Consider the following 22,255-nt stretch of genomic DNA (forward strand, 5'->3'; position numbering starts at 1 on the left):
TTTTTTCAGGCCCCATCTGTTTTTTAACTTTTTATTCAATCGTGGCTCATAGCGAAGCGGCGGTTGTAGGAGTGATATGATGACGGATAAAGTCCGTATTGACACCGTAGATGCCCACAAAAGCAACGAAACCTATCTGGCCCGTCAGGCCGAGTTTGAATCTAACGTCAGGAGTTATCCGCGCAAACTGCCTTTAGCGATTACTAAAGCAGAAGGCGTGTGGATCACCGATGCAGATAATAAAGAATACCTTGACTGTTTAGCAGGCGCAGGGACCCTTGCGCTTGGCCATAACCATCCTGATGTGCTGAAAAGCATCCAAAATGTCATTACCAGCGGCTTGCCGTTACACACTCTGGATCTGACTACGCCTCTGAAAGACGCGTTTTCTGAATATCTGCTCTCTCTGCTGCCTGGTCAGGGCAAAGAGTACTGCCTGCAGTTCACCGGTCCATCCGGTGCCGACGCCGTTGAAGCGGCGCTGAAGCTGGCGAAAAAAGTGACCGGCCGTAGCGGTATCATCAGCTTCTCTGGTGGTTACCACGGCATGACCCACGGCGCACTGTCCGTGACCGGCAACCTGTCTCCGAAAGAAGCGGTTGACGGTATGATGCCAGAAGTGCAGTTCATGCCTTACCCGCACGAGTACCGCTGCCCGCTGGGTATCGGTGGTGAAGCGGGCGTGAAAGCGCTGACTTACTACTTCGACAATCTGATCAACGACGTTGAAAGCGGCGTGCGTAAGCCTGCCGCGGTGATCCTGGAAGCCGTTCAGGGCGAAGGCGGCGTGAACCCGGCTCCGGCTGAGTGGTTGCAGCGCATTCGTAAAGTGACTCAGGAACACGGCATTCTGCTGATCCTCGACGAAGTTCAGGCTGGCTTTGCCCGTACCGGTAAATTCTTCGCCTTCGAACACGCGGGCATCGAGCCAGACATCATCGTGATGTCTAAAGCGGTTGGTGGCGGTCTGCCGCTGGCCGTGCTCGGTATCAAAAAGCAGTTCGACGCATGGGCGCCAGGCCACCACACCGGTACTTTCCGCGGCAACCAGCTGGCAATGGCAACCGGCCTGACGACGCTGAAGATCCTGAAAGACCAGAACATCGCGGGCAAAGTGGCTGCACAGGGCGAATGGCTGAAAGGCCAGCTGAAAGAGATGGCAAAACGTTATCCGGTCATCGGTCACGTGCGCGGTCTGGGCATGATGATCGGTATCGAGATCGTTAAGCCACACGAAGCTGCTGACCATATGGGCTGCTTCCCTGGCGACGGCGAGCTGTCTGCGCTGATTCAGAAGAAGTGCTTTGAAGCCGGTCTGATTCTGGAGCGTGGTGGTCGTAACGGTATCGTTCTGCGCCTGCTGCCTTCCCTGCTGATCAGCGACGAAGAGCTGAAAATCTTCCTGGATAAATTCGAGCAGGCACTGCTTGCTGCGGGCGTTCGCCCGGCGTAACCGGAGTAGTTGATTACGATGTCAGATTCAAACCCAATTTTGTTCTCCTCTGCGCAGAGCATTGAAGCTTACCAGCAGGCGATTGAACAAAGCACTCAGGCTGTGATGCAGTGGCTGAAGCAGCCTGAGATGTACCAGGGCAAAACGGTCGCGGAGCTGCGCGACCGTATTAAGCTGGATTTCACCCCGAAAGGGCTGGGCAACGAAGCGGCGATTGAACGCGCCGTGGAATTCTTCCTGAAAGACAGCTTGTCCGTTCATCACCCGCAGTGTGTGGCGCACCTGCACTGCCCAAGCCTGGTGGTAAGCCAGGCGGCGGAAGTGCTGATCAACGCCACTAACCAGAGTATGGACTCCTGGGATCAAAGCCCGTCCGCAACCATTATTGAGATCAAACTGATCGAGTGGCTGCGTACCCGCGTGGGTTATCAGGCTGGCGACGCGGGTGTCTTCACCAGCGGCGGTACCCAGAGCAACCTGATGGGTCTGATGCTGGCGCGTGACGCATTCTTCGCGCGTCAGGGCCACTCCGTTCAGCAGGACGGTCTGGTGGGCGATCTGCGCAAAATTCGCGTGCTGTGCTCCGAAAACGCGCACTTCTCCGTGCAGAAAAACATGGCGCTGATGGGCCTGGGCTATCAGTCCGTAGTGCAGGTGAAAACCGACGAGTTCTCCCGCATGGATCTGACCGATCTGGCGGCGAAAATCGAGCAGTGCAACGCGAACGGGGAGCAGATTCTGGCCATCGTCGCGACGGCAGGTACTACCGATGCCGGTGCTATCGATCCGCTGCGTGCCATTGCTGAACTGGCGGCGAAGCAGAACATCTGGGTACACGTTGACGCGGCCTGGGGCGGCGCGCTGCTGATGTCCGATCAGTATCGTCACTACCTGGACGGCATCAAGCTGGTGGATTCCGTCACCCTGGACTTCCACAAGCAGTTCTTCCAGACCATCAGCTGCGGCGCGTTCCTGCTGAAAGAAGCGCGTCACTATGAGCTTATGCGCTATCAGGCGGCCTACCTGAACTCTGAGTTCGACGAAGAAGCGGGCGTGCCTAACCTGGTGTCCAAATCTCTGCAGACCACCCGTCGTTTCGACGCGCTGAAGCTGTGGATGAGCCTGGAAGCGCTGGGTCAGGAGCAATACGCGGCGATCATCGATCACGGCGTAACGCTGGCGCAGCAGGTTGCAGCCTACGTGAAAGAGCAGCCTGCTCTGGAACTGGTTATGCAGCCACAGCTGGCAAGCGTGCTGTTCCGCTTCCGTGGCCAGGTGCAGATGGACGACGCGGGCATCGCCCTGCTGAACCAGAAAATTGGTGATGCGCTGCTGGAATCCGGCCGTGCAAACGTCGGTGTGACCGAGCATAACGGCATCACCTGCCTGAAGCTGACTCTGCTGAACCCAACCGTGACGCTGGAAGATATCAAAATCCTGCTGTCGCTGGTTGAGCGCACCGCGCAGGAAGTTCTCGCGAAGTAATACAAAACCCCTCTTCCGTCGGAAGAGGGGTTATCTTTATACGCCTGCCCACCACATTCTGATTTTCAATCCCCAGTAGCTCGTCCAGCCCGTTGTGGTACTGACTACTTTCCCCTTTGACACAATCACCAGCGTCGGCGTTACGCTCACCTGCCACTGTTGCGACACGGCGCCGTTTGCATCGTTAATCACCGGCATACTCAGGTTTTTCTTTTCAGCCCAGCGAGCGAGCTTTGCATCGTCACCGGAGCGCATGGCAATGCTCACGACGTTACCGCCCTCTTTTGCCAGCTTATCGACCGCAGGTGTCGTATAACGACAGATGCTACACCAGGTTGCCCAGACGTAAATCAGCAGGGGGCGCTCCTTGCTGAGCGCCGCGATATCGTGAATGTTACCGTCGATACTCTGCATAGGCGTTGCGCTAAAGCTGGCGGGTAATGACGGCTTTCGGTATTGATCCACGCCCCACATGACCGCCAGCGTAAGCAGAATGAGTATGATCCCTTCCCGCGCCCAGCGGCGCAGGCGACTCAATTTACGGTTATCCATTATGACCTCTCGATTTAACGGAGGTCATCTTAGCGGGCTATTCGGCGTCATGCTGTAAAGAAGTGTCGCGTCACTTTATTCCGGGGTATAGCCGTAGTTGTAATGGCTATAACCCGAGTGGTAATAGAACGCAGCGGATTTCACAATATCATTGAGAATCGCGCCTTCAACCTGGACGCCCATCTGCTGCAGACGCTTCCGGCAGTTTTCGATCTCTTTGACGCTGGTTTTACCGAAACGGGCAACCAGCAACGTGGTTGCCGCGGCTCTGGCGACGAGTAGCGCATCAGTCACGGCCAGCACCGGTGGCGTGTCGACAATCACGATGTCGTACTCTTTGTCTATTCGCGACATTACCGTCTGGAAGCGCTCATTCATAAGCAGCTCGACAGGATGTGAAGGCTGAGATCCACAGGTCAAGACATCAAAGCCACCTTTCTCGAAGCGTTGAATCGCATCCTGCCACTCTATGCTTCCCCCCAGCACGCTGGACAACCCATGCTGGTTGTTCAGTTTGAAAATATTGTGAACATATCCCTTGCGCATGTCCGCATCAATAAACAGTACCCGTTGACCTGCCTGAGCGGCAATCGACGCCAGCGAGGTGCTCACCAAAGTCTTTCCGCAGTCCTGCGAAGGACCAGAAATCACCACTATCCGATTAACGGCATTCATCATGGTAAAATGCAGACTGGTGCGTAACCCGCGCACCGCCTCGACAAATATATCCGCCGGTCGGTCAACGGGCAGGAAAGGTACGTTTGACGTCCTGTGCTTCCAGTGGGAAGCAAACAGCGTCCTCTTGCGCAAATGCGTTTTTTTCCATAGCCACACTGAACGCGGGAGCGTAGCCAGAAGAGGCATTCCCTGCGCTTCCAGCTGTTCAGACGAGGTGATGCCCCGTTTAAACGCAGAGCGCACCAACACCGTCCCTGCAGAGAGCATCAATCCCACCAGCATACCGAGCACAATGATAATCACTTTGTGCGGTTTGACGGGTCCAGGCTGCGTTACTGCAGGGTCAATGATCCGCACGTTTCCGATGGCGCTGGAGCGCGAGATATTCAGCTCCTGCTGACGCGTCAGCAGCTGCAGGTAGATGGTGCGCCCGGACTCAACGTCACGGCTTAAACGCAAAATTTCCTGCTGGGTAGAAGGCATGGATGAGACGCGGTTATTCAGGCGCGTACGTTCCTGCTTTAGGGTCTGTTTTTTATCACGTAAGGCGCGGTAGGTTGGGTGATCCTTTTTGAAAAGCTGAGAAACTTCTGCTTCGCGGAACGTCAGCTCGTTAAGCTGATTTTCCACATTAACAACCTGATCGAGAACCGTCTTCGCCTCAAGGGATAGATCGACAGAATCGCGCTGCTCTCTGTAGGCGTTCAGTCGTGCTTCGGCTTCATCCAGTTCGCGCCTGATTTTAGGTAATTGGTCCTGTAAAAACGTCAGGCTGCGGGTATCTTTAGCTTCCTGGCGCGCAATATTCTGGCTGAGATAATTTTCAGCAATGGTGTTGAGCACCACGGCGATCTTGTCAGGGTCCTCGCCCGTCAGCGTTAAGCTGATAATTCCGCTCTGCTTCGCCGACTCAGAAACAATGAGTCGGCGCTGAAGGGCGTTTATTGCTTCAAGCTTTGTGACGGTTTTGAGGGCAAACCGGGTGCCTGGTGCCGCACTGAGCGAGGTGACAAGCAGCGTTACTCCGCCTTTAACCAGCGTTTTCCCAACAACGCCATCAGCCTCAAGCGTTTTTCCTTCGAGGTGATACCGGCCCTGCTCCTGCACGGTCAGTAAAAGTTCCTGTGGCTTGTCTTCCAGAAGAGGAAGGGTAAGCGCACCAATTGTCAGTTCACCGGCTTTACGCCCTCGTTCCAGCAGCGGCCCAATGACGGGCAGCATGCGCCGTTTGACGCTGTACGTTAGCCCCAGCTTGTCAACGGTCTCTCCCAGAATCATCCGCGACTTGAGCAGCAAGAGTTCGGGCGCAACATCAGGTGAAAGATCGGTACCAAACTGGCTTAAGCTTTTGAGCAACGAGTTGTCCTGCTTCGCTTCTATCTGCACAAGGGCATCAGCCTGATAGATCGGTGTGACGCTATACGCATAGATCCCGGCGCATACGGTGAACAGGAGCGTGATGCACGCTATCATTACCCGATGATCAAACATCTCAGCCAACAGCTGAATGAGATCAATTTCATTATCATGCGGTGTCGCAGCACCAAATTTGTCTGATTTATGAGACGACATTACTGCTTCATTCCTTGTTGACGCAAACGACGAGCCCATTCCTGACTGGCTTTTCCTAACTGCTCGAAAACATATTCGAAGGCTTCCCGGCTTTTGCGATACGGGTCGGGAATGTCCTTTGTTTCCAGCCACTGACCAAACAACAGCGATTTCCCCCGATTCTCCGGCGCCACTGAGGCAATAAAACGGAGATGCTCTGGCTCCATCACCAGAATCAAATCGGATTTTTGTAACAGAAAACGTGTGACCTTACGCGCCACGTGACCTTCCAGCGAAACGCCATGACATAAGGCGACTGCCTTTGCAGTCGCATCCGCCGGGCGTCCTTCAAGCCCGAAAATGCCTGCCGAGGTCACCTGCGCGTCGGGTAGCTGCTGGCGCAACAGCCGCTCACCAATCGGTGAACGGCAAATATTGCCGGTGCAAACCACGAGAATTGAATTGAACATTATTGCGGCCACGACCTGATGTAACGGACGGTTTCGGTCAGGTCATGTACGCCACTGATGGTGGGTACCAGCTGGGCGATCACACGATTCCAGCGTGAAAGCGGTGCCGTCGTGACATAGACAATGTCGTACGGTTCCAGCTCGAATTCTGTGCTCAGCACCATGGCTGAGGCATCTTCCGCATTGAGTTGATAGATGTTGGCGATTTTGTCTTTCTCGCCTTTTCGTGAAACCGGGCGAATAACAAAAATCCCGGTTGCATCGGCCATATTCTGGTTAAGCCCGCCTGCATTCCCCAGGGCTTCGGCCAGCGTCATGCCGCTACGATCCATCTTAAGGGTGCTCTGTTTAACCACCTCGCCCATCACAAACACTTTCAGCGCGTCGTTCCGGGGAACAAACAAGATATCGCCCGGATAAAGCAGCTTATTTTGGGTTAAATCGCCATGTTGCATCAGAGCATAGAGGGAAAGGCGTGAGTCCTGGCCATCATGCGTGAGCACGACGTTACGCCAGTCGGCATCCCCAGAGAGACCGCCCGCGGCGTTCACCGCATCCATTACCGTCAATGGAATATTGGTTATTGGCTGCTGGCCCGATTTCTCAACCTCTCCGGTGATATAGGCTTTTTGAGAACGGAAGGAGGCAACGCTGACGTCCACCTGAGGGCTCTCAATGACCTCATCCAGCCGCGCGGTGATCTCCTCACGTACCTGCGAAACCGTTTTGCCCGCTACTTTCAGCTTGCCGACGTAGGGGTAGAAAAGCGTACCATCGGCGTTAACCCAGTTGCCCGCGTCGCTCGCGCTACGGTACTGCCCTGCGGGTGTCGTGAGTTCAGGGTGATCCCAGACGGTGACCGTCAAAATGTCCCCAGAGCCAATGCGGTATTCCCAGTTTTTGAGCTGCTCATCCAGATTAGGATTTGCCTGAGATTTAGAAACGGGTGGGCGCAGTTTTTCAATCAATCCTGGGGTTAAAGGAAAAACTTCCACGCGTTTGTCCAGCGGATCGTTAATTTCTTCACCGGTAGTGACTTTTTTCCCGGAAAGACTTAAGTTTTGGCCTGGTGAAAATACACATCCTGTTAGCTGGCTGAGCGTCAGAAAGGACAGTAAAAGAGCAGTTGTATTTTTCATTTATATAAAATGTTGATTTATCGTTGCGCTGGGTAGTTAACTCACAAAAAAGCAAGCAAGACCTTGAAATATAGTTATTTATTATTTCCCCGCGATACTGCAAAACACACGTTCGCTGTTGTTTAAAAAGTTAAAAAAACAGCGCACAATTGCGCAAGAAAACGGAGAGTAATAATACTTTATGCGCCGCGATATTAAATGTTATCCCTTGCAAAAGCATTCGCTTAACGGTGCAATTTTGACGTAGAAACTTATTTTCAGAATAGATTAATAAAATAATAAAAATAACAAATATCCCGCACAATCAACATTCACCGCAATGATGAGCATCACCGTTATCGACTACCCAAACCCCTCCACTTTTGTTACATTTTTTATCAAACGCATCATGCTTTGATACTTAAAATAGACCGTCTGTCTTGTGCTGTGTGCCCTGCAGACGAAAGTATCTGCAACAATATCACTGGAGAAAAAATGGCTAAGCGTAAATTGCTGCTTCTGGGTGTATTACTGTCTCTGGCGGGCTCCGCGTTCTCTGCCCCGCAAACCGCCGCTGCGCCATCGGGCATCAAGGCCTATGAAGAACAAGAGTTCATCGCCGATTTCACGAAGTTTAAAATCGGCGATACGGCACCGGCGCAGTATCAAACGCCGGAGTACACCATTAAACAGTACCAGCTGCGTAACCTTCCGGCACCGGATGCCGGTACCCACTGGACCTACATGGGCGAAAACTACGTCCTGATTGGCGATGCAGATGGCAAAATCTACAAAGCCTACAATGGAGATATTTTCTATCATCGCTGATACGATCGTAATCCGTCCGTGGCAGGAGAGCGACCGCCCTTTCCTGCGTACGCTCTACCTCCACGCCCGGCGTGAAGCCTGGCCGTGGCTGGACAGTTCTGCTTGGCAGCTTGAAGATTTTGACGCGGCAACCCTGGACGAAGAGATTTGGGTGGCGGAGCAGGATGGGCACCGACTTGGCTTCGCCTCAGTCTGGACGAACGATAATTTTCTGCACAACCTGTTTGTCGACCCGCAGTATCAGAGCCTGGGCGTCGGACATGTGTTGCTTGAGCACGTACAGAAGACGTTTACCAGCACGGGCTCACTCAAGTGTCTGGTGAAGAATGCGCGGGCTATTACGTTTTACCAGCGGCACGGCTGGCACATTGAGGCGACGGGGAATTCTCCTGAGGGAGAATACTATCTTATGCATTACCGGCTTGGGTAAAGTCAGGTGGCGCTTCGCTTACCTGACCTACAAAATCGTATTTCGTAGGCCGGGTAAGGCGAAGCCGCCACCCGGCAATCCAGCGCTGGGGGGTTACACCGCGCGGAAGGCGATTTCACCCGGGATCACTTCACCCTGCCAGTAGAGCTGCGCCGCAACGCGCCCCGCCAGCTGGCGATACATCTCAGCGAACTCGCTGTCCGGACGGCTGACGACCGTCGGCTTCCCGCTGTCCAGATCTTCACGCAAGGAAATATGCAGCGGCATCTGCCCCAGCAGCTGGGTGTGATACTGCGCTGCCAGTTTTTCCGCCCCACCCGTACCAAAGATAGGCTCATGGTGTCCGCAGTTGCTGCAGATGTGCATGCTCATGTTCTCGACGATGCCGAGCACCGGCACTTCCACTTTCTCGAACATCACGATGCCTTTTTTGGCGTCGATCAGCGCGATATCCTGCGGCGTGGTGACCACAACGGCCCCCGTTACCGGTATGTTCTGCGCCAGCGTCAGCTGAATGTCACCGGTGCCCGGCGGCATGTCCAGCACCAGATAATCCAGATCCGGCCACATCGTTTCCTGCAGCATCTGCAGCAGCGCTTTGCTGGCCATCGGGCCGCGCCAGACCATGGCGTTATCGTCGGTCACCAGGTAACCGATGGAGTTGGTCGCCAGACCGTGCGCCACGATCGGCGCCATATGCGTGCCGTCCGGCGAGGTTGGGCGCTGATTTTCCGCACCCAGCATGTTTGGAATAGACGGACCGTAGATATCGGCATCCAGAATACCGACCTTTGCCCCTTCCGCCGCCAACGCGAGCGCGAGGTTGACGGCGGTAGAGGATTTACCCACCCCACCCTTACCTGAACTCACGGCGATGATGTTTTTCACCCCATTGACGCCCGGCTGATTTTTCACACGTTTCAGCGTGGCGATACTGTGGCTCAGCTTCCAGTCAATCGCTTTCGCACCGGTAATGCGCAGCAGCTCGGCGCTGGTCTGCTCTTTCAGCGCGTCAAAGGCGCTGGTCCAGACGAACGGCATCTGCACTTCAACGTGCAGCGTATCGTCCAGCCACGCGACGTGGTGTAACGCTTTCAGCGTAGTGAGGTTATGTTTCAGGGTTGGATGCTGAAAGTTAGCCAGCGTCCCGGCGACCATTGCTCGTAAGGCTTCCGGTGATTTGGCCTGGGATTGAGAACTCATCCCGACTCCTTTGTTCTTGTGAATAAGACCTTATACAAACAAGTTTACCTGAAAGGCCGTGGTTTGTGCTTACTTAATAATGCCCCTTTTGGTAATATCGAAAACCCTTTTCACAGTTAAAAGAAGTAATGCCTACTATGACTCAAGTCGCGAAAAAAATTCTGGTAACGTGCGCCCTGCCGTACGCCAACGGCTCAATCCACCTCGGCCACATGCTGGAGCATATCCAGGCTGATGTCTGGGTCCGTTACCAGCGAATGCGCGGCCACGAGGTTAACTTCATCTGTGCGGACGATGCCCACGGCACGCCGATTATGCTGAAAGCGCAGCAGCTGGGGATTTCCCCGGAGCAGATGATTGCCGAAATGAGTCAGGAGCATCAGACCGATTTTGCTGGCTTTGACATCAGCTATGACAACTATCACTCCACGCACAGCGACGAAAACCGCGAGCTGTCGGAGCTGATCTACACCCGTCTGAAAGAGAACGGTTTCATCAAAAACCGTACTATCTCTCAGCTGTACGATCCGGAAAAAGGCATGTTCCTGCCGGACCGTTTCGTCAAAGGCACCTGTCCAAAATGTAAATCCCCGGATCAGTACGGCGATAACTGCGAAGTCTGCGGCGCGACCTACAGCCCGACCGAACTGATTGAGCCCAAATCCGTGGTATCCGGCGCCACACCTGTGATGCGTGATTCCGAGCACTTCTTCTTCGACCTGCCGTCCTTCAGCGAAATGCTGCAGGCGTGGACCCGCAGTGGCGCGCTGCAGGAGCAGGTGGCGAACAAGATGCAGGAGTGGTTCGAATCCGGCCTGCAGCAGTGGGATATCTCCCGCGATGCGCCGTACTTTGGCTTCGAAATCCCGAATGCGCCGGGCAAATATTTCTACGTCTGGCTGGATGCGCCAATCGGCTACATGGGCTCCTTCAAGAACCTGTGCGGCAAGCGGGGCGACACCGTCAGCTTCGACGAATACTGGAAGAAAGACTCTACCGCCGAGCTGTACCACTTCATCGGCAAAGACATCGTTTACTTCCACAGCCTGTTCTGGCCGGCCATGCTGGAAGGCAGCAACTTCCGCAAGCCAACCAACCTGTTCGTACACGGCTACGTCACGGTGAACGGCGCCAAGATGTCCAAGTCCCGCGGGACGTTCATCAAAGCCAGCACCTGGCTGAACCACTTCGACGCGGACAGCCTGCGCTACTACTACACCGCGAAGCTCTCTTCCCGCATCGACGATATCGACCTGAACCTGGAAGATTTCGTGCAGCGTGTGAACGCAGACATCGTCAACAAGGTGGTGAACCTGGCGTCCCGTAACGCGGGCTTTATCGCCAAGCGCTTTGACGGCGTAATGGCCGCTGAGCTGGCGGACCCAGCCCTGTACCAAACCTTCACCGACGCGGCAGCCACCATTGGCGAAGCCTGGGAAACGCGCGAGTTCGGTAAAGCAGTGCGTGAAATCATGGCGCTGGCTGACCTGGCTAACCGCTATGTGGACGAGCAGGCGCCGTGGGTTGTCGCTAAACAGGAAGGCCGCGATGCCGATCTGCAGGCCATCTGCTCCATGGGCATCAACCTGTTCCGCGTGCTGATGACGTACCTGAAGCCGGTTCTGCCGCAGCTGGCAGCCCGCGCTGAAGCGTTCCTGAACACCGAACTGACCTGGGATGCAATGGCGCAGCCGCTGCTCGGCCACAAGGTGAACACCTTTAAGGCGCTGTATAACCGCATCGAGATGAAGCAGGTTGAAGCGCTGGTCGAAGCCTCTAAAGAAGAGGTGAAAGCGGCTGCAGCACCGGTAACCGGCCCGCTGGCGGACGATCCGATTCAGGAAACCATCACCTTTGATGACTTCGCTAAGGTCGACCTGCGCGTGGCGCTGATTGAAAACGCAGAATTCGTGGAAGGCTCTGACAAGCTGCTGCGCCTGACGCTGGATCTCGGCGGCGAGAAGCGCAACGTCTTCTCCGGCATCCGTTCTGCCTACCCGGACCCGCAGGTGCTGATCGGCCGTCAAACCGTGATGGTCGCTAACCTGGCGCCGCGCAAAATGCGCTTCGGCATTTCCGAAGGGATGGTGATGGCAGCAGGCCCTGGCGGGAAGGATATCTTCCTGTTAAGCCCAGACGAAGGCGCGAAGCCGGGCCAGCAGGTGAAATAACAAAAAAGCCGGAGATAATCTCCGGCTTTTTTTATGGTTTCGGGTGATGCACCCGATGGGTCAGCCCGCGCAGGAAATTACGCAGAAACTGGTCGCCGCACTCGCGGTAATTTTTGTGGTCCGGCGCGCGCATCATGGCAGTGATTTCCGGCATCGACACGCGGTATTTCTGCTCGGTCATGATCGCCTGGATATCGTCCGTTTTCAGCGAGAAGGCGATACGCAGCTTTTTCAGCACCGTGTTGTTGTTCACGCGACGCTCCAGCGCCAGCTCGGGCGCGGAGTCATCTTTTCCACGTTTATCGTAAATCAGCCCGTTCAGAAAACCCGACAGAATGATGTCCGGGCAGCGGACGAAGCCCTCTTCGTCCTCTTTGGTCATCCAGGTATCAAAATTTGCAGACGTGGATTCCATGTCGGACAGCGCAAGAATGCGCACCATGTCGTTATTGTTTGCTTTCAGGGTGTAGCGCAGGCTACGAAGAATATCGTTACTTAGCATAGAGCCTTCGAATGTCGATGATGCAATGGCGCGCAGTGTACCAGTTTTACAGGCCAATCGCCTCTTTCAAACTTTTCAGATAGCGGCGGCTGACGGGGACGGTCTGCCCGGCGCGCAGCACCAGCTCGGCCTGACCGTTATCTTCCAGACGGATCTCCTTCAGGTGCGCCATGTTCACCAGATACTGACGGTGACAGCGAATCAGCGGCGTGCGGCTCTCCAGCGTGCGCAGGGTCAGCTCGGTAAACCCTTCGTTCCCTTCCGCGCTGGTGACAAACACCCCGCTCAGGCGGCTGCTGACAAACGCCACATCATCCATCTGCAGCAGATAAATCCGGCTGTGCCCGGTGCAGGGGATAAATTTCAGCGGCTGCTGGTTCTCCGGCAACAGCGTAACGTCCTGGACGGTTCGCTCCTGGCGTAAGCGGGTGAGCGTTTTTTCCAGCCGCTTCTCTTCAATCGGCTTGAGTAAATAATCGAACGCGTGCTCCTCAAAAGCCTTAACGGCATATTCGTCGAACGCCGTCAGAAACACGATGTAGGGACGATGCGCCGGGTCGAGCATGCCGACCATCTCCAGCCCGCTGATGCGCGGCATCTGAATGTCGAGGAACAGCACGTCCGGGCGCAGCTTGTGCACCGCACCGATGGCCTCAATGGCGTTGGCGCACTCCCCCACAATCTCAATGTCTGGCTGCTCCTGCAGCAGAACGCGCAGGTTTTCCCGTGCCAGCGGCTCGTCATCCACGATCAGCACTCTTAACATGCGTTTTCCTCCAGCGGCAGTCGAACGGTAATACGGGTAAAACGGTCAGGCTCGCAGGCGACGGTAATGCCACAGTCGTCGCCAAAATGGGCGCGCAGACGTTTATCAACCAGGCTCATCCCTAATCCACCCGAAGCGGAAGGCTGGTACAGCCCGGCGTTATCTTCAATATCCAGCACCAGATGGTGGTTAAAACGGCTGGCGGCAATGGTTATCTCCCCTATCCCCAGCAGCTGCGAGGTACCGTGCTTGATGGCGTTCTCCACAATAGGCTGCAGGGTAAAGGCCGGAAGATGCTGATACGCCAGCTCGTCCGGAACGCAGAGCGACACCTGCAGGCGGGACTGAAACCGCGCCTGTTCAATTTGCAGATAGGCATTCACGTGCTCAATTTCATCGGCGAGGGTCACGATCTCTGACGGGCGCTTCAGGTTTTTACGGAAAAAGGTCGACAAAAACTGCACCAGCTGCGCGGCCTGATCGCTGTCGCGGCGAATCACCGCTTTGAGCGTGTTGAGGGCATTAAACAGGAAATGCGGATTGACCTGGGCATGCAGCAGCTTAATTTCAGACTGCGTCAGCAGGGCTTTCTGCCGTTCATATTGCCCTGCAAGAATTTGCGCGGAAAGAAGCTGGGCGATCCCCTCCCCCAGCGTGCGGTTGATAGAGCTGAACAGACGGTTTTTCGCCTCATACAGCTTGATGGTGCCCATCACCCGCTGATTTTCCCCGCGCAGCGGAATGACGAGCGTGGAGCCCAGCTTGCACTGCGGATGCAGCGAGCAGCGGTAAGGCACTTCGTTACCGTCGGCATACACTACTTCGCCGGTTTCAATGGCGCGCAGCGTATAGGTCGACGAGATCGGTTTGCCCGGCAGGTGGTGATCGTCTCCGGTGCCGGTAAACGCCAGCAGCTTTTCGCGATCGGTAATGGCCACCGCGCCGATATCCAGCTCTTTATAGAGCACCTGCGCAACCTTCATGCTGTTCTCTTCGTTAAACCCCTGACGCAGGATCCCTTCGGTCGAGGCGGCAACCTTCAGCGCCGTGGCGGAAAAGGCCGAGGTGTACTTCTCAAACATGGCGCGCTTGTCGAGCAGAATACGCATAAACAGCGCCGCGCCGACCGTGTTGGTCACCATCATCGGGGCGGCAATACTGCTGACCAGGTGCAGCGCATCCTCGAACGGGCGGGCAATCAGCAGAATGATCGCCATCTGCGCCATTTCAGCCACAAAGGTAATGGCCCCGGCGGTAAGCGGGCTAAACACCTTGTCCGGGCGACCGCGCTTAATCATATAGCTGTGCACCAGGCCACCAAGCAGCCCTTCGACGATCGTCGAGATCATGCAGCTGAGCGCCGTCATCCCGCCCATGGAATAGCGATGCAGCCCACCGGTTAAACCGACAAGACCACCGACGACCGGGCCGCCCAGCAGCCCGCCCATCACCGCGCCGATGGCGCGCGTATTAGCAATAGAGTCTTCGATGTGGAGGCCGAAGTAGGTCCCCATGATGCAAAAAATAGAGAAGGTGACGTAGCAGAGCAGCTTGTGCGGCAGGCGTACGGTGACCTGCATCAGCGGAATGAAAAGACGCGTTTTGCTCATCAGCCAGGCAATGACCAGAAACACGCACATCTGCTGAAGCAACAGCAGCACCAGGTTAAACTCGTACATACTCAAAACCGCACACGCTAAAAAACGCGTAACATACACGGATGCGGCTGAACTTTCTTTGAAGCGCCCCAAAAAAGCGCAAAATCGTGTCCGTTATCACATCTTTTTCTGCACATCGTGCATGGTTCGCATTATTTGTTTAAAAATTAATCAATTCTTCCTGGTTCGGCAAAGTGGGTCTACAGTTAAGCTGGGAACGCGTAAGCCAGGGGGCAAATATGGCGCTTTACACAATCGGTGAAGTGGCACTCCTTTGTGATATCAATCCCGTTACCCTACGGGCGTGGCAGCGACGGTATGGATTGCTCAAACCGCAGAGGACGGACGGTGGTCATCGCCTTTTCAACGATGCCGATATCGACCGGATCCGCGAAATCAAAAGCTGGATCGACAACGGGGTGCAGGTCGGGAAAGTGAAGTCCCTGCTGAGCCACGACGACCCGGACACGCAACGCCTCTGGCGCGAGCAGCAGGAAACGCTGCTGCGGCTCCTGCAGGCGGGTAACCTGCAGCGACTGCGCGCCTGGATCAAAGAGCAGGGTCGCGATTATCCGGCGAAAACGCTTATCACCCATCTTTTCATTCCGCTCCGTCGGCGCCTGCAGTGCCAACAGTCTACCCTGCAGGCGCTGCTCAGCATGCTTGACGGGGTGCTGATCAACTATATTGCCGTCTGTCTTGCCTCGGCGAAGAACAAGGCAGGAAAAGATGCGCTGGTGGTCGGCTGGAACGTGCACGATACTACCCGTCTGTGGCTGGAAGCGTGGATCGCCACCCAAAAGGGCTGGCGCGTGGATGTCCTTGCGCACTCGCTGGGGCAGCTCAAACCCGAGTTTTTCGACGGCCAGACCCTGCTGGTCTGGTGTGGCGAAGTGCCGTCCGCCACGCAGCAACAGCTGCTGACGGAGTGGCGTGAGCATGGTTATCCGGTTTATTCCCTTGGCCCGGATGAGCCATAACGGCATTTAATGGTTCATTAACAGCTGCGCTTCACCGTATAATTGTTCCGTTAACAACAGGAGCACATGATGAAGGCAACTAAACTCGCCATTATTACCCTTTTTGTCCTGATGGCCGTAAGCGGTATCGGCGGCGTGATGCTTGCAGGATACTCGTTTATCGTTCGTGGCGGTGTCGGCTGAGGTACAGCGCCAGCCGCTCAAAAAGGCGATCGACAACGATGGCCGCCAGCGCGACCAGCACCGCCCCCTGCACAATATAAGCCGTATTAAACCCGCTTAAGCCGATGATGATCGGCGTTCCCAGCGTATTGGCACCGACCGTAGACGCAATGGTCGCCGTCCCGATGTTAATGATCACCGACGTGCGGATCCCGGCAATAATAACCGGTGCCGCAAGCGGCAGTTCTACCTTGCGCAGCCGCTGCCAGCGGCTCATCCCCATCCCTTCCGCCACGCTTAAAACAGACGCCGGGACCGCCGCAACGCCCGCCAGCGTGCCCTGCAGAACGGGCAACACGCCGTACAGAATCAGCGCAATAATCGCGGGCTGCTGACCAAAACCCATCACCGGCACCGCTATCGCCAGCACCGCCACCGGCGGAAACGTCTGTCCAATGGCCGCAACCGTCTCCACCAGCGGACGAAACTCCCGGCCCGCAGGTCGCGTGACCGCGATGCCCGCCCCTACTCCCAGCACCACCGCCATGACGCTTGAGAGCGCCACCAGCCAGAGATGCGCCAGGGCAAGGTTAATAAAGCTCTCCTGCTGATACACTGGCCGCGGTAGCCCCGGAAAAAGAGTGTTAAACAGCGCCGCGCTGTGAGGCATGAAAAACAGTAAGGCGACAAAGAGCGCTACCAGCCAGAGGAGCGGATCACGCAGTGCCTTCACGCGTCACCTCCCCGGCCAGCAGATCGCGAAAATGCAGGCTGCCGCACGGCGCACCCCGGACATCCGCCACGGGCAGGACTTCGCACCGGCGCGCGACAAACGCGGAGAGGGCATCCCGCAGGCTCATCTGCTCCTGTAACGGTTCCCCGCCGGGCGGTGCATTCTCCCGGCGCATATAGTCTCCGACCGTCCGCAGGGAGAGCAGCCTGACGCCCAGCTCGCTGCGGCCAAAAAACTCGCGTACAAAGTCATTCTTCGGGCTGGTCAGCAGCGCAAGCGGCGCGCCCTGCTGCACCACCTCGCCGTGGTCCATCAGCACCAGATGGTCGGCCAGGCGCAGGGCTTCATCTATATCGTGCGTCACGAGGACGATGGTTCGACCAAGAATGCGGTGAATGCGGGTCATCTCCGTTTGCAGCGCCCCGCGCGTAACGGGATCCAGCGCGCCAAAGGGTTCATCCATCAGCAGCACCTGCGGGTTAGCCGCCAGCGCGCGCGCCACGCCCACGCGCTGCTGTTGCCCACCGGAGAGCTGGTGAGGATAGCGCTCGCGCAACGCGGGCTCCAGCCCCAGCAGAGACATCAGTTCATCAACGCGGTCAGCGATTTTAGCCCGCGACCATTTCTCCAGCTGCAGCACGGTGGCGATGTTCTGTGCCACCGTCCAGTGCGGAAACAGGCCGATAGACTGAATGGCATAGCCCATTCGGCGGCGCAGCTCCAGCACCGGCAGGCTGCGGATCTCTTCCCCGGCAAAGCGAATTAACCCGCTGTCATGCTCCACCAGCCGGTTGATCATCTTCAGCGTGGTGGATTTTCCCGAGCCCGAAGTGCCAATCAGCACGGAAAATGCCCCCTCGGCAAAGTTCAGGTTCAGATGGCTTGCCGCCGGGCGGCCGGCAAAGGTTTTACTCACATCATGAAATTCAATCATTGGCTCTTCTCCTGAGCAGCGCGAGCCATAAGGCAAACAGCGCGTCGACGACAACCGCCAGCGCAATAGTAGGGACTACGCCTAACAACACCAGATCGAGGGCGCTGCTCAGCAGCCCCTGGAACACCAGCGCGCCAAAGCCGCCCGCTCCAATCAGCGCGGCAATCACCGCCATGCCAACGGTCTGAACCGCTACCACCCGCAGGCTGCGCAGCAGCAGGGGCAGCGCCAGCGGGAGCTGAATCTTCCAGAAACACTGTCGCGCGCTCATCCCCATCGCATGGGCGCTTTCCAGCAAATCCGGCGCAACCTGGCTTAAGCCCGCGACCACGCCGCGCACCAGCGGGAGCAGCGCGTACAGCACCAGCGCAATCAGCGCGGGCGTTAACCCCGTTCCGGCGATACCCACCGCGCCCAGCGCGGGAAACGACTTCACCAGCCCGGCCAGGGGGGCAATCAGCAGTCCAAACAGCGCAACGGAGGGAATGGTCTGGATGACGTTGAGCACGGCAAAAATGCTACCCTGACGTGAGGGATGACGATAACACCACATGCCGAGCGGTATCCCGATCAACAGCGCCGGGATCAGCGTGCCGAAAAGAATCGTCAAATGTTGCGCCAGGGCATCATCAAACACCTCCTGACGGTTGGCGTACTCTTTTAACAGCGAGAGGTTGTTCAGTTCACCGCTGAACAATAACAGCAGCGGAATAGACCATATCTGCGCATTAAGCACCCAGCGCCAGACAGAACTGGCGACGAGACGACGAATCGCATCGCTGCTGGCCAGTAAACACAAAGCCAGCCAGAGCCACAGGCCGCTGCCTGGCGTGGTTCTCGCCAGCGGACTTTCCGCCGAGGCCATATGCGTTGCCGCCAGCCCCGCGCTCCAGAACAGCGTGATAAAGAGACCTTCCGAGAGCAGCAGCGTCAGCCACTGCGCCGTTCGCCCTTGCCAGAGCGACAGTGCAACCCACGCGGCCAGCGCAGCCGCCAGCCACCACGGCGTGAACGACCATACGTCCCAGAGAGCACGCCCTTCCCCGGACATCAGGCGGTTAGGCGCGACGTTCACAAACGGTAACGCGACCGCCGCGATGGCCACGCAGGCCAACAGCAGCAGTACGCGGTTATGACATTTTATTGGCACAGCCCTTTCCCGTTACTTCACAAGCCCTTGTTGTTTCAGGAAGTCGGCGGCCACTTTTTTGGCATCCAGTCCCTCGACGGCAATGCTGGCATTCAGCTGTTGCAGCGTTTTTTCATCCAGCTTTTCGAAGACCGGTTTGAGCCATTCCGCAATATCCGGGTAGGCTTTCAGCACCGCCTCACGCACAACCGGGGTAGGAGCGTAAATCGGCTGAACGCCTTTTGGATCGGTCAGGGTTTGCAGGCCCAGTGCCGCGACCGGGCCGTCGGTGCCGTAGGCCATCGCCGCGTTAACGCCGGAGGTTTGCTGCGCCGCCGCCTTAATGGTTACCGCCGTATCTCCGCCCGCCAGCGAGAGCAGTTGCGCCTGGTCGAGCTTGAAGTCGTAGGCTTTTTCAAACGCCGGCAGCGCGTCAGGACGCTCGATAAACTCCGCGGACGCCGCAAGCTTAAAGTCGCCCTTCTCTTTCAGGTAGCGGCTGAGATCCGCAAGCGAGGTGAGCTTCCCTTTCTCCGCCACGTCCTTACGCACGGCGATAGTCCAGGTATTGTTGGCCGGGGCCGGGGTCAGCCAGACCAGCTTGTTCTGTTCCGCGTCGAGTTTTTTGACTTTTTCATAGCCAGCTTTGGCGTTTTTCCATGCTGGATCGTTCTCTTCTTTAAAGAAGAACGCGCCGTTGCCGGTATATTCAGGATAGATATCCAGCTCGCCGGAGGTAATCGCGCCGCGCACGACGGGCGTGGTGCCCAGCTGAACTTTATTGACGGTTTTCACGCCGTGGCTTTCCAGCACCTGGAGAATAATATTCCCGAGCAGCGCGCCCTCGGTATCGATCTTTGAGCCCACTTTTACCGGCTCCGCCGCCTGTAACGGCAGGCTTAGCGCCGCGAGTAGCGCCGCAGAAACTACCATCCCCGATTTAATCGTCATTCCGCTATCCTCATTTTTTTGCTGCCTTTTTCAGAGGCTTGAGAGAAAAGCGTAGCTTAAAACGGCGGATTTACCCGGCAAAATGCCTTTTTAGCATAAGGTAAGACGCATCCCCCGATGGACGGGGGATGCAAAGGAGGGAAAGGTTACAGCAGCTCGAACTCGCCTTTATTTACGCGGGCGGAATCCACCCCGATAAAGACGTTAAACTTGCCCGGTTCCGCATCATATTTCATCTGCTGGTTCCAGAACTTCAGCGCATCCACGTCAATCGGGAAGCTGATGGTTTTGGTTTCGCCAGGCTTGAGATTGACCTTCTCAAAACCGCGCAGCTGCTTCACAGGACGGCTCATCGAGGCGGTGACATCCTGCACGTACATCTGAATCACCGTTGCCCCTTCACGCTTGCCGGTGTTGGTCACCTCGACGCTGGCGGTGACCTTGCCGTCACGCTTCAGGCTCGGCGCCGACATTTTCACCTCAGAGACCTTGAAGGTGGTGTAGCTCAGGCCATAACCAAACGGGTAGAGCGGGCCGTTAGCTTCGTCAAAGTAACGAGACGTGTATTTGTTCGGCTTGTCGGCGTTGTACGGGCGACCGGTGTTCAGGTGGCTGTAGTAAACCGGGATCTGCCCGACGGAGCGCGGGAAGGACATCGGCAGCTTGCCCGACGGGTTGTAATCGCCAAACAATACGTCGGCGATGGCGTTACCGCCTTCGGTGCCGGCGAACCAGGTTTCCAGAATGGCGTCAGCCTGCTGGTCCTCTTTCACCAGCGCCAGCGGACGACCGTTCATCAGCACCAGCACCAGCGGCTTGCCGGTCGCTTTCAGGGCGGCGATCAAATCGCGCTGGCTCTGCGGGATGGTGATGTCGGTACGGCTGGAAGCTTCGTGCGCCATACCCTGCGCTTCCCCCACGACCGCGACAACGACGTCAGACTGCTTCGCCGCGTTGACCGCTTCGTCGATCATCTCCTTCGGCGTGCGCGGATCGACCTTCACCGCTTCCTCGTACTGGTTGAGGAAGGTGACGATGTCTTTATCGTCGGTGACGTTCGCCCCTTTGGCGTACACCACTTTGGCGTTTTCACCGACGGCGCTCTTGATGCCGGTCAGGACGGTAACGGACTGATCGGCCACGCCCGCGGCGGACCAGCTGCCCATCACGTCGCGCTTGCTGTCAGCCAGCGGGCCGACCACAGCAATAGTGCCGGATTTTTTCAGCGGCAGCGTGTCAAGGCGGTTCTTCAGCAGCACCAGACTTTCGCGCGCCACTTCACGCGCCTCTTTACGGTGCAGGCGACTTTCGGCGTTGGTATCCGCCGGGTCAGAATCTTTCGGCCCCAGGTGGCTGTACGGATCGTTAAACAGCCCCATGTCATATTTCACGTTCAGCACGTGGCGCGCGGCATCGTCCAGCTCCGCCATCGTTACCTTGCCGCTCTTCACCAGCCCCGGCAGGTATTTGCTGTAGTACTCGTCGCTCATGCTCATGTTGATGCCGGACTTAAGCGCCACGCGCACGGCGTCTTCCGGATCGGACGCCGTGCCGTGCTTGATCAGCTCTTTAATCGCGCCGTGGTCGGAAACGGTGATGCCCTTAAAGCCCCACTGGTCGCGCAGCACGTCTTTCAGCAGCCAGGAATCGGAGGTCGCAGGCGTGCCGTTCAGCGAGTTCAGCGCCACCATCACCGCGCCGCTGCCCGCATCCAGCCCCGCCTTGTACGGCGGCATGTAGTCGTTAAACAGGCGCTGTGGGCTCATGTCGACGGTGTTGTACTCTTTACCGCCTTCCACGGCGCCGTAGGCCGCGAAGTGTTTAACGCTGGTCATCACCGAGTAGCGGTCCGCCGGGCTCTTGCCCTGCATCGCTTCCACCATGGTTTTGCCCATCGTGGCCGTTAAATAGGTATCTTCACCGAAGCCTTCCGAGGCGCGGCCCCAGCGCGGATCGCGCGAGACGTCCACCATCGGTGCCCAGGTCATGTTCAGGCCGTCGTCCGCCGCTTCATAGGCCGACACGCGCCCGACGGTTTTCACCGCGTCTAGGTTAAACGAGGAGGCTAAGCCGAGGCTGATCGGGAAGACGGTGCGCTGGCCGTGCACCACGTCATAGGCGAAGAACAACGGGATTTTCAGGCGGCTGAGCTGCATCACCTGATCCTGCATGGCGCGGATATCCTGGCGGGTGACGGTGTTAAAAATCGCGCCCACCTGGTTCTCTTTGATCATCTCGCGGATGGCCTCTTTCGGGTTATCCGGGCCAACGCTGATCAGACGCAGCTGGCCGATTTTTTCATCGACCGTCATCTTCTTAAGCAACTCCGTGACAAACGCGTCGCGGGCTTCAGGCGTGAGCGGGTGATTACCAAACAAATCCTCTGCCAGCGCAGGTTGCAGCGCCAGGCTGACGGCGACACCTACAGAACATAGCCATTTCATGTTGTTATTCTCTCTCATCAATAACCGTGGGAAGCACCCGGCCAGACCGTGCGAAAA

At 56.7% G+C, this 22,255-nt stretch carries 20 protein-coding genes; 7 read left to right on the forward strand and 13 right to left on the reverse strand.

What is annotated here, in order from left to right; genetic code table 11:
- Positions 1-76: 76 nt before the first annotated feature.
- Complete coding sequence (locus ACMWL8_RS04455; RefSeq protein WP_014884533.1) at positions 77-1,453, forward strand: diaminobutyrate--2-oxoglutarate transaminase; 1,377 nt, start codon at positions 77-79, stop codon at positions 1,451-1,453.
- 18 nt (positions 1,454-1,471) lie between these two features.
- The gene (locus ACMWL8_RS04460; protein ID WP_045259751.1) at positions 1,472-2,938 is read left to right on the forward strand and encodes a pyridoxal phosphate-dependent decarboxylase family protein; all 1,467 of its coding nucleotides are present in this window, start codon (positions 1,472-1,474) and stop codon (positions 2,936-2,938) included.
- A gap of 36 nt (positions 2,939-2,974) precedes the next feature.
- Here the strand turns inward: ACMWL8_RS04460 and ACMWL8_RS04465 are convergent, their stop codons facing one another.
- From ACMWL8_RS04465 to ACMWL8_RS04480, 4 genes are all read right to left on the reverse strand, one after another.
- Positions 2,975-3,490 carry a protein disulfide oxidoreductase gene (locus ACMWL8_RS04465; RefSeq protein ID WP_045259750.1) on the reverse strand — a complete coding sequence of 172 codons (516 nt, stop codon included), beginning with the start codon at positions 3,488-3,490 and terminating at the stop codon, positions 2,975-2,977.
- Positions 3,491-3,565: 75 nt separating this feature from the next.
- Positions 3,566-5,740 (reverse strand): polysaccharide biosynthesis tyrosine autokinase, encoded by a 2,175-nt coding sequence (locus ACMWL8_RS04470; protein WP_045259749.1) that lies wholly within the window; start codon positions 5,738-5,740, stop codon positions 3,566-3,568.
- Entirely contained in the window at positions 5,740-6,189 is a 450-nt protein-coding gene (locus ACMWL8_RS04475) for a protein-tyrosine-phosphatase (protein WP_045259748.1), read from the reverse strand. The genes ACMWL8_RS04470 and ACMWL8_RS04475 overlap by 1 nt, the downstream gene beginning before the upstream one ends.
- Entirely contained in the window at positions 6,189-7,328 is a 1,140-nt protein-coding gene (locus ACMWL8_RS04480) for a polysaccharide export protein (protein WP_045259747.1), read from the reverse strand. Before ACMWL8_RS04480 ends, ACMWL8_RS04475 begins: the two co-directional genes overlap by 1 nt.
- Before the next feature lie 474 nt (positions 7,329-7,802).
- Between ACMWL8_RS04480 and ACMWL8_RS04485 the strand changes: the two genes are divergently transcribed.
- On the forward strand, positions 7,803-8,135 hold the full coding sequence (locus ACMWL8_RS04485) for an RcnB family protein (protein ID WP_008500887.1): 333 nt from the start codon (positions 7,803-7,805) through the stop codon (positions 8,133-8,135).
- The gene (locus ACMWL8_RS04490) at positions 8,086-8,565 is read left to right on the forward strand and encodes a GNAT family N-acetyltransferase (protein ID WP_045259769.1); all 480 of its coding nucleotides are present in this window, start codon (positions 8,086-8,088) and stop codon (positions 8,563-8,565) included. Before ACMWL8_RS04485 ends, ACMWL8_RS04490 begins: the two co-directional genes overlap by 50 nt.
- 93 nt (positions 8,566-8,658) lie before the next feature.
- Here the strand turns inward: ACMWL8_RS04490 and apbC are convergent, their stop codons facing one another.
- The gene (apbC, locus tag ACMWL8_RS04495) at positions 8,659-9,768 is read right to left on the reverse strand and encodes an iron-sulfur cluster carrier protein ApbC (protein WP_028013834.1); all 1,110 of its coding nucleotides are present in this window, start codon (positions 9,766-9,768) and stop codon (positions 8,659-8,661) included.
- A 137-nt stretch (positions 9,769-9,905) separates the two neighbouring features.
- Here apbC and metG point away from each other — a divergent pair, with 137 nt between their 5' ends.
- Positions 9,906-11,939 carry a methionine--tRNA ligase gene (metG, locus tag ACMWL8_RS04500; RefSeq protein WP_045259746.1) on the forward strand — a complete coding sequence of 678 codons (2,034 nt, stop codon included), beginning with the start codon at positions 9,906-9,908 and terminating at the stop codon, positions 11,937-11,939.
- 31 nt (positions 11,940-11,970) lie between these two features.
- Here the strand turns inward: metG and ACMWL8_RS04505 are convergent, their stop codons facing one another.
- Genes ACMWL8_RS04505 through ACMWL8_RS04515 form a run of 3 tightly spaced genes read right to left on the reverse strand, consistent with a single transcriptional unit; the run spans position 11,971 to position 14,886 of the window.
- Positions 11,971-12,441, reverse strand: coding sequence for a DUF1456 family protein (locus tag ACMWL8_RS04505; protein ID WP_045259745.1), 471 nt, complete (start codon positions 12,439-12,441; stop codon positions 11,971-11,973).
- A gap of 46 nt (positions 12,442-12,487) precedes the next feature.
- Entirely contained in the window at positions 12,488-13,207 is a 720-nt protein-coding gene (gene btsR, locus ACMWL8_RS04510) for a two-component system response regulator BtsR (RefSeq protein ID WP_023312443.1), read from the reverse strand.
- Complete coding sequence (locus ACMWL8_RS04515) at positions 13,201-14,886, reverse strand: sensor histidine kinase (protein WP_045259744.1); 1,686 nt, start codon at positions 14,884-14,886, stop codon at positions 13,201-13,203. Before ACMWL8_RS04515 ends, btsR begins: the two co-directional genes overlap by 7 nt.
- Positions 14,887-15,104: 218 nt before the next feature.
- Here ACMWL8_RS04515 and mlrA point away from each other — a divergent pair, with 218 nt between their 5' ends.
- On the forward strand, positions 15,105-15,845 hold the full coding sequence (gene mlrA, locus ACMWL8_RS04520; protein ID WP_028013838.1) for an HTH-type transcriptional regulator MlrA: 741 nt from the start codon (positions 15,105-15,107) through the stop codon (positions 15,843-15,845).
- A 69-nt stretch (positions 15,846-15,914) separates the two neighbouring features.
- Positions 15,915-16,028 (forward strand): protein YohO, encoded by a 114-nt coding sequence (locus tag ACMWL8_RS04525; RefSeq protein ID WP_008500895.1) that lies wholly within the window; start codon positions 15,915-15,917, stop codon positions 16,026-16,028.
- Here the strand turns inward: ACMWL8_RS04525 and ACMWL8_RS04530 are convergent.
- From ACMWL8_RS04530 to bglX, 5 genes are all read right to left on the reverse strand, one after another.
- The gene (locus ACMWL8_RS04530) at positions 16,003-16,740 is read right to left on the reverse strand and encodes an ABC transporter permease (protein WP_045259743.1); all 738 of its coding nucleotides are present in this window, start codon (positions 16,738-16,740) and stop codon (positions 16,003-16,005) included. The two genes, ACMWL8_RS04525 and ACMWL8_RS04530, sit on opposite strands and share 26 nt — an antisense overlap.
- Positions 16,724-17,674: an ABC transporter ATP-binding protein gene (locus ACMWL8_RS04535; RefSeq protein ID WP_045259742.1), complete on the reverse strand. Its 951-nt coding sequence runs from the start codon at positions 17,672-17,674 to the stop codon at positions 16,724-16,726. Before ACMWL8_RS04535 ends, ACMWL8_RS04530 begins: the two co-directional genes overlap by 17 nt.
- Positions 17,667-18,824, reverse strand: a complete 1,158-nt coding sequence (locus ACMWL8_RS04540) for an ABC transporter permease (protein ID WP_045259741.1) — start codon at positions 18,822-18,824, stop codon at positions 17,667-17,669. Before ACMWL8_RS04540 ends, ACMWL8_RS04535 begins: the two co-directional genes overlap by 8 nt.
- 12 nt (positions 18,825-18,836) lie before the next feature.
- Positions 18,837-19,754 carry an ABC transporter substrate-binding protein gene (locus ACMWL8_RS04545; RefSeq protein WP_041909045.1) on the reverse strand — a complete coding sequence of 306 codons (918 nt, stop codon included), beginning with the start codon at positions 19,752-19,754 and terminating at the stop codon, positions 18,837-18,839.
- Between the two features lie 146 nt (positions 19,755-19,900).
- Positions 19,901-22,198 (reverse strand): beta-glucosidase BglX, encoded by a 2,298-nt coding sequence (bglX, locus tag ACMWL8_RS04550; RefSeq protein WP_041909044.1) that lies wholly within the window; start codon positions 22,196-22,198, stop codon positions 19,901-19,903.
- Positions 22,199-22,255 lie beyond the last annotated feature (57 nt).

The sequence above is a fragment of the Enterobacter sp. 04-C-12-SI-ECC genome (assembly GCF_047530715.1).
GTDB classification, from domain to species: domain Bacteria; phylum Pseudomonadota; class Gammaproteobacteria; order Enterobacterales; family Enterobacteriaceae; genus Enterobacter; species Enterobacter bugandensis.

Coding starts and splice junctions, on each gene's coding strand:
- ACMWL8_RS04455 (WP_014884533.1), top strand. CDS start 77: ATGATGACGGATAAAGTCCGTATTGACACCGTAGATGCCCACAAAAGC.
- ACMWL8_RS04460 (WP_045259751.1), top strand. CDS start 1,472: ATGTCAGATTCAAACCCAATTTTGTTCTCCTCTGCGCAGAGCATTGAA.
- ACMWL8_RS04465 (WP_045259750.1), bottom strand. CDS start 3,490: ATGGATAACCGTAAATTGAGTCGCCTGCGCCGCTGGGCGCGGGAAGGG.
- ACMWL8_RS04470 (WP_045259749.1), bottom strand. CDS start 5,740: ATGTCGTCTCATAAATCAGACAAATTTGGTGCTGCGACACCGCATGAT.
- ACMWL8_RS04475 (WP_045259748.1), bottom strand. CDS start 6,189: ATGTTCAATTCAATTCTCGTGGTTTGCACCGGCAATATTTGCCGTTCA.
- ACMWL8_RS04480 (WP_045259747.1), bottom strand. CDS start 7,328: ATGAAAAATACAACTGCTCTTTTACTGTCCTTTCTGACGCTCAGCCAG.
- ACMWL8_RS04485 (WP_008500887.1), top strand. CDS start 7,803: ATGGCTAAGCGTAAATTGCTGCTTCTGGGTGTATTACTGTCTCTGGCG.
- ACMWL8_RS04490 (WP_045259769.1), top strand. CDS start 8,086: ATGGCAAAATCTACAAAGCCTACAATGGAGATATTTTCTATCATCGCT.
- apbC (WP_028013834.1), bottom strand. CDS start 9,768: ATGAGTTCTCAATCCCAGGCCAAATCACCGGAAGCCTTACGAGCAATG.
- metG (WP_045259746.1), top strand. CDS start 9,906: ATGACTCAAGTCGCGAAAAAAATTCTGGTAACGTGCGCCCTGCCGTAC.
- ACMWL8_RS04505 (WP_045259745.1), bottom strand. CDS start 12,441: ATGCTAAGTAACGATATTCTTCGTAGCCTGCGCTACACCCTGAAAGCA.
- btsR (WP_023312443.1), bottom strand. CDS start 13,207: ATGTTAAGAGTGCTGATCGTGGATGACGAGCCGCTGGCACGGGAAAAC.
- ACMWL8_RS04515 (WP_045259744.1), bottom strand. CDS start 14,886: ATGTACGAGTTTAACCTGGTGCTGCTGTTGCTTCAGCAGATGTGCGTG.
- mlrA (WP_028013838.1), top strand. CDS start 15,105: ATGGCGCTTTACACAATCGGTGAAGTGGCACTCCTTTGTGATATCAAT.
- ACMWL8_RS04525 (WP_008500895.1), top strand. CDS start 15,915: ATGAAGGCAACTAAACTCGCCATTATTACCCTTTTTGTCCTGATGGCC.
- ACMWL8_RS04535 (WP_045259742.1), bottom strand. CDS start 17,674: ATGATTGAATTTCATGATGTGAGTAAAACCTTTGCCGGCCGCCCGGCG.
- ACMWL8_RS04545 (WP_041909045.1), bottom strand. CDS start 19,754: ATGACGATTAAATCGGGGATGGTAGTTTCTGCGGCGCTACTCGCGGCG.
- bglX (WP_041909044.1), bottom strand. CDS start 22,198: ATGAAATGGCTATGTTCTGTAGGTGTCGCCGTCAGCCTGGCGCTGCAA.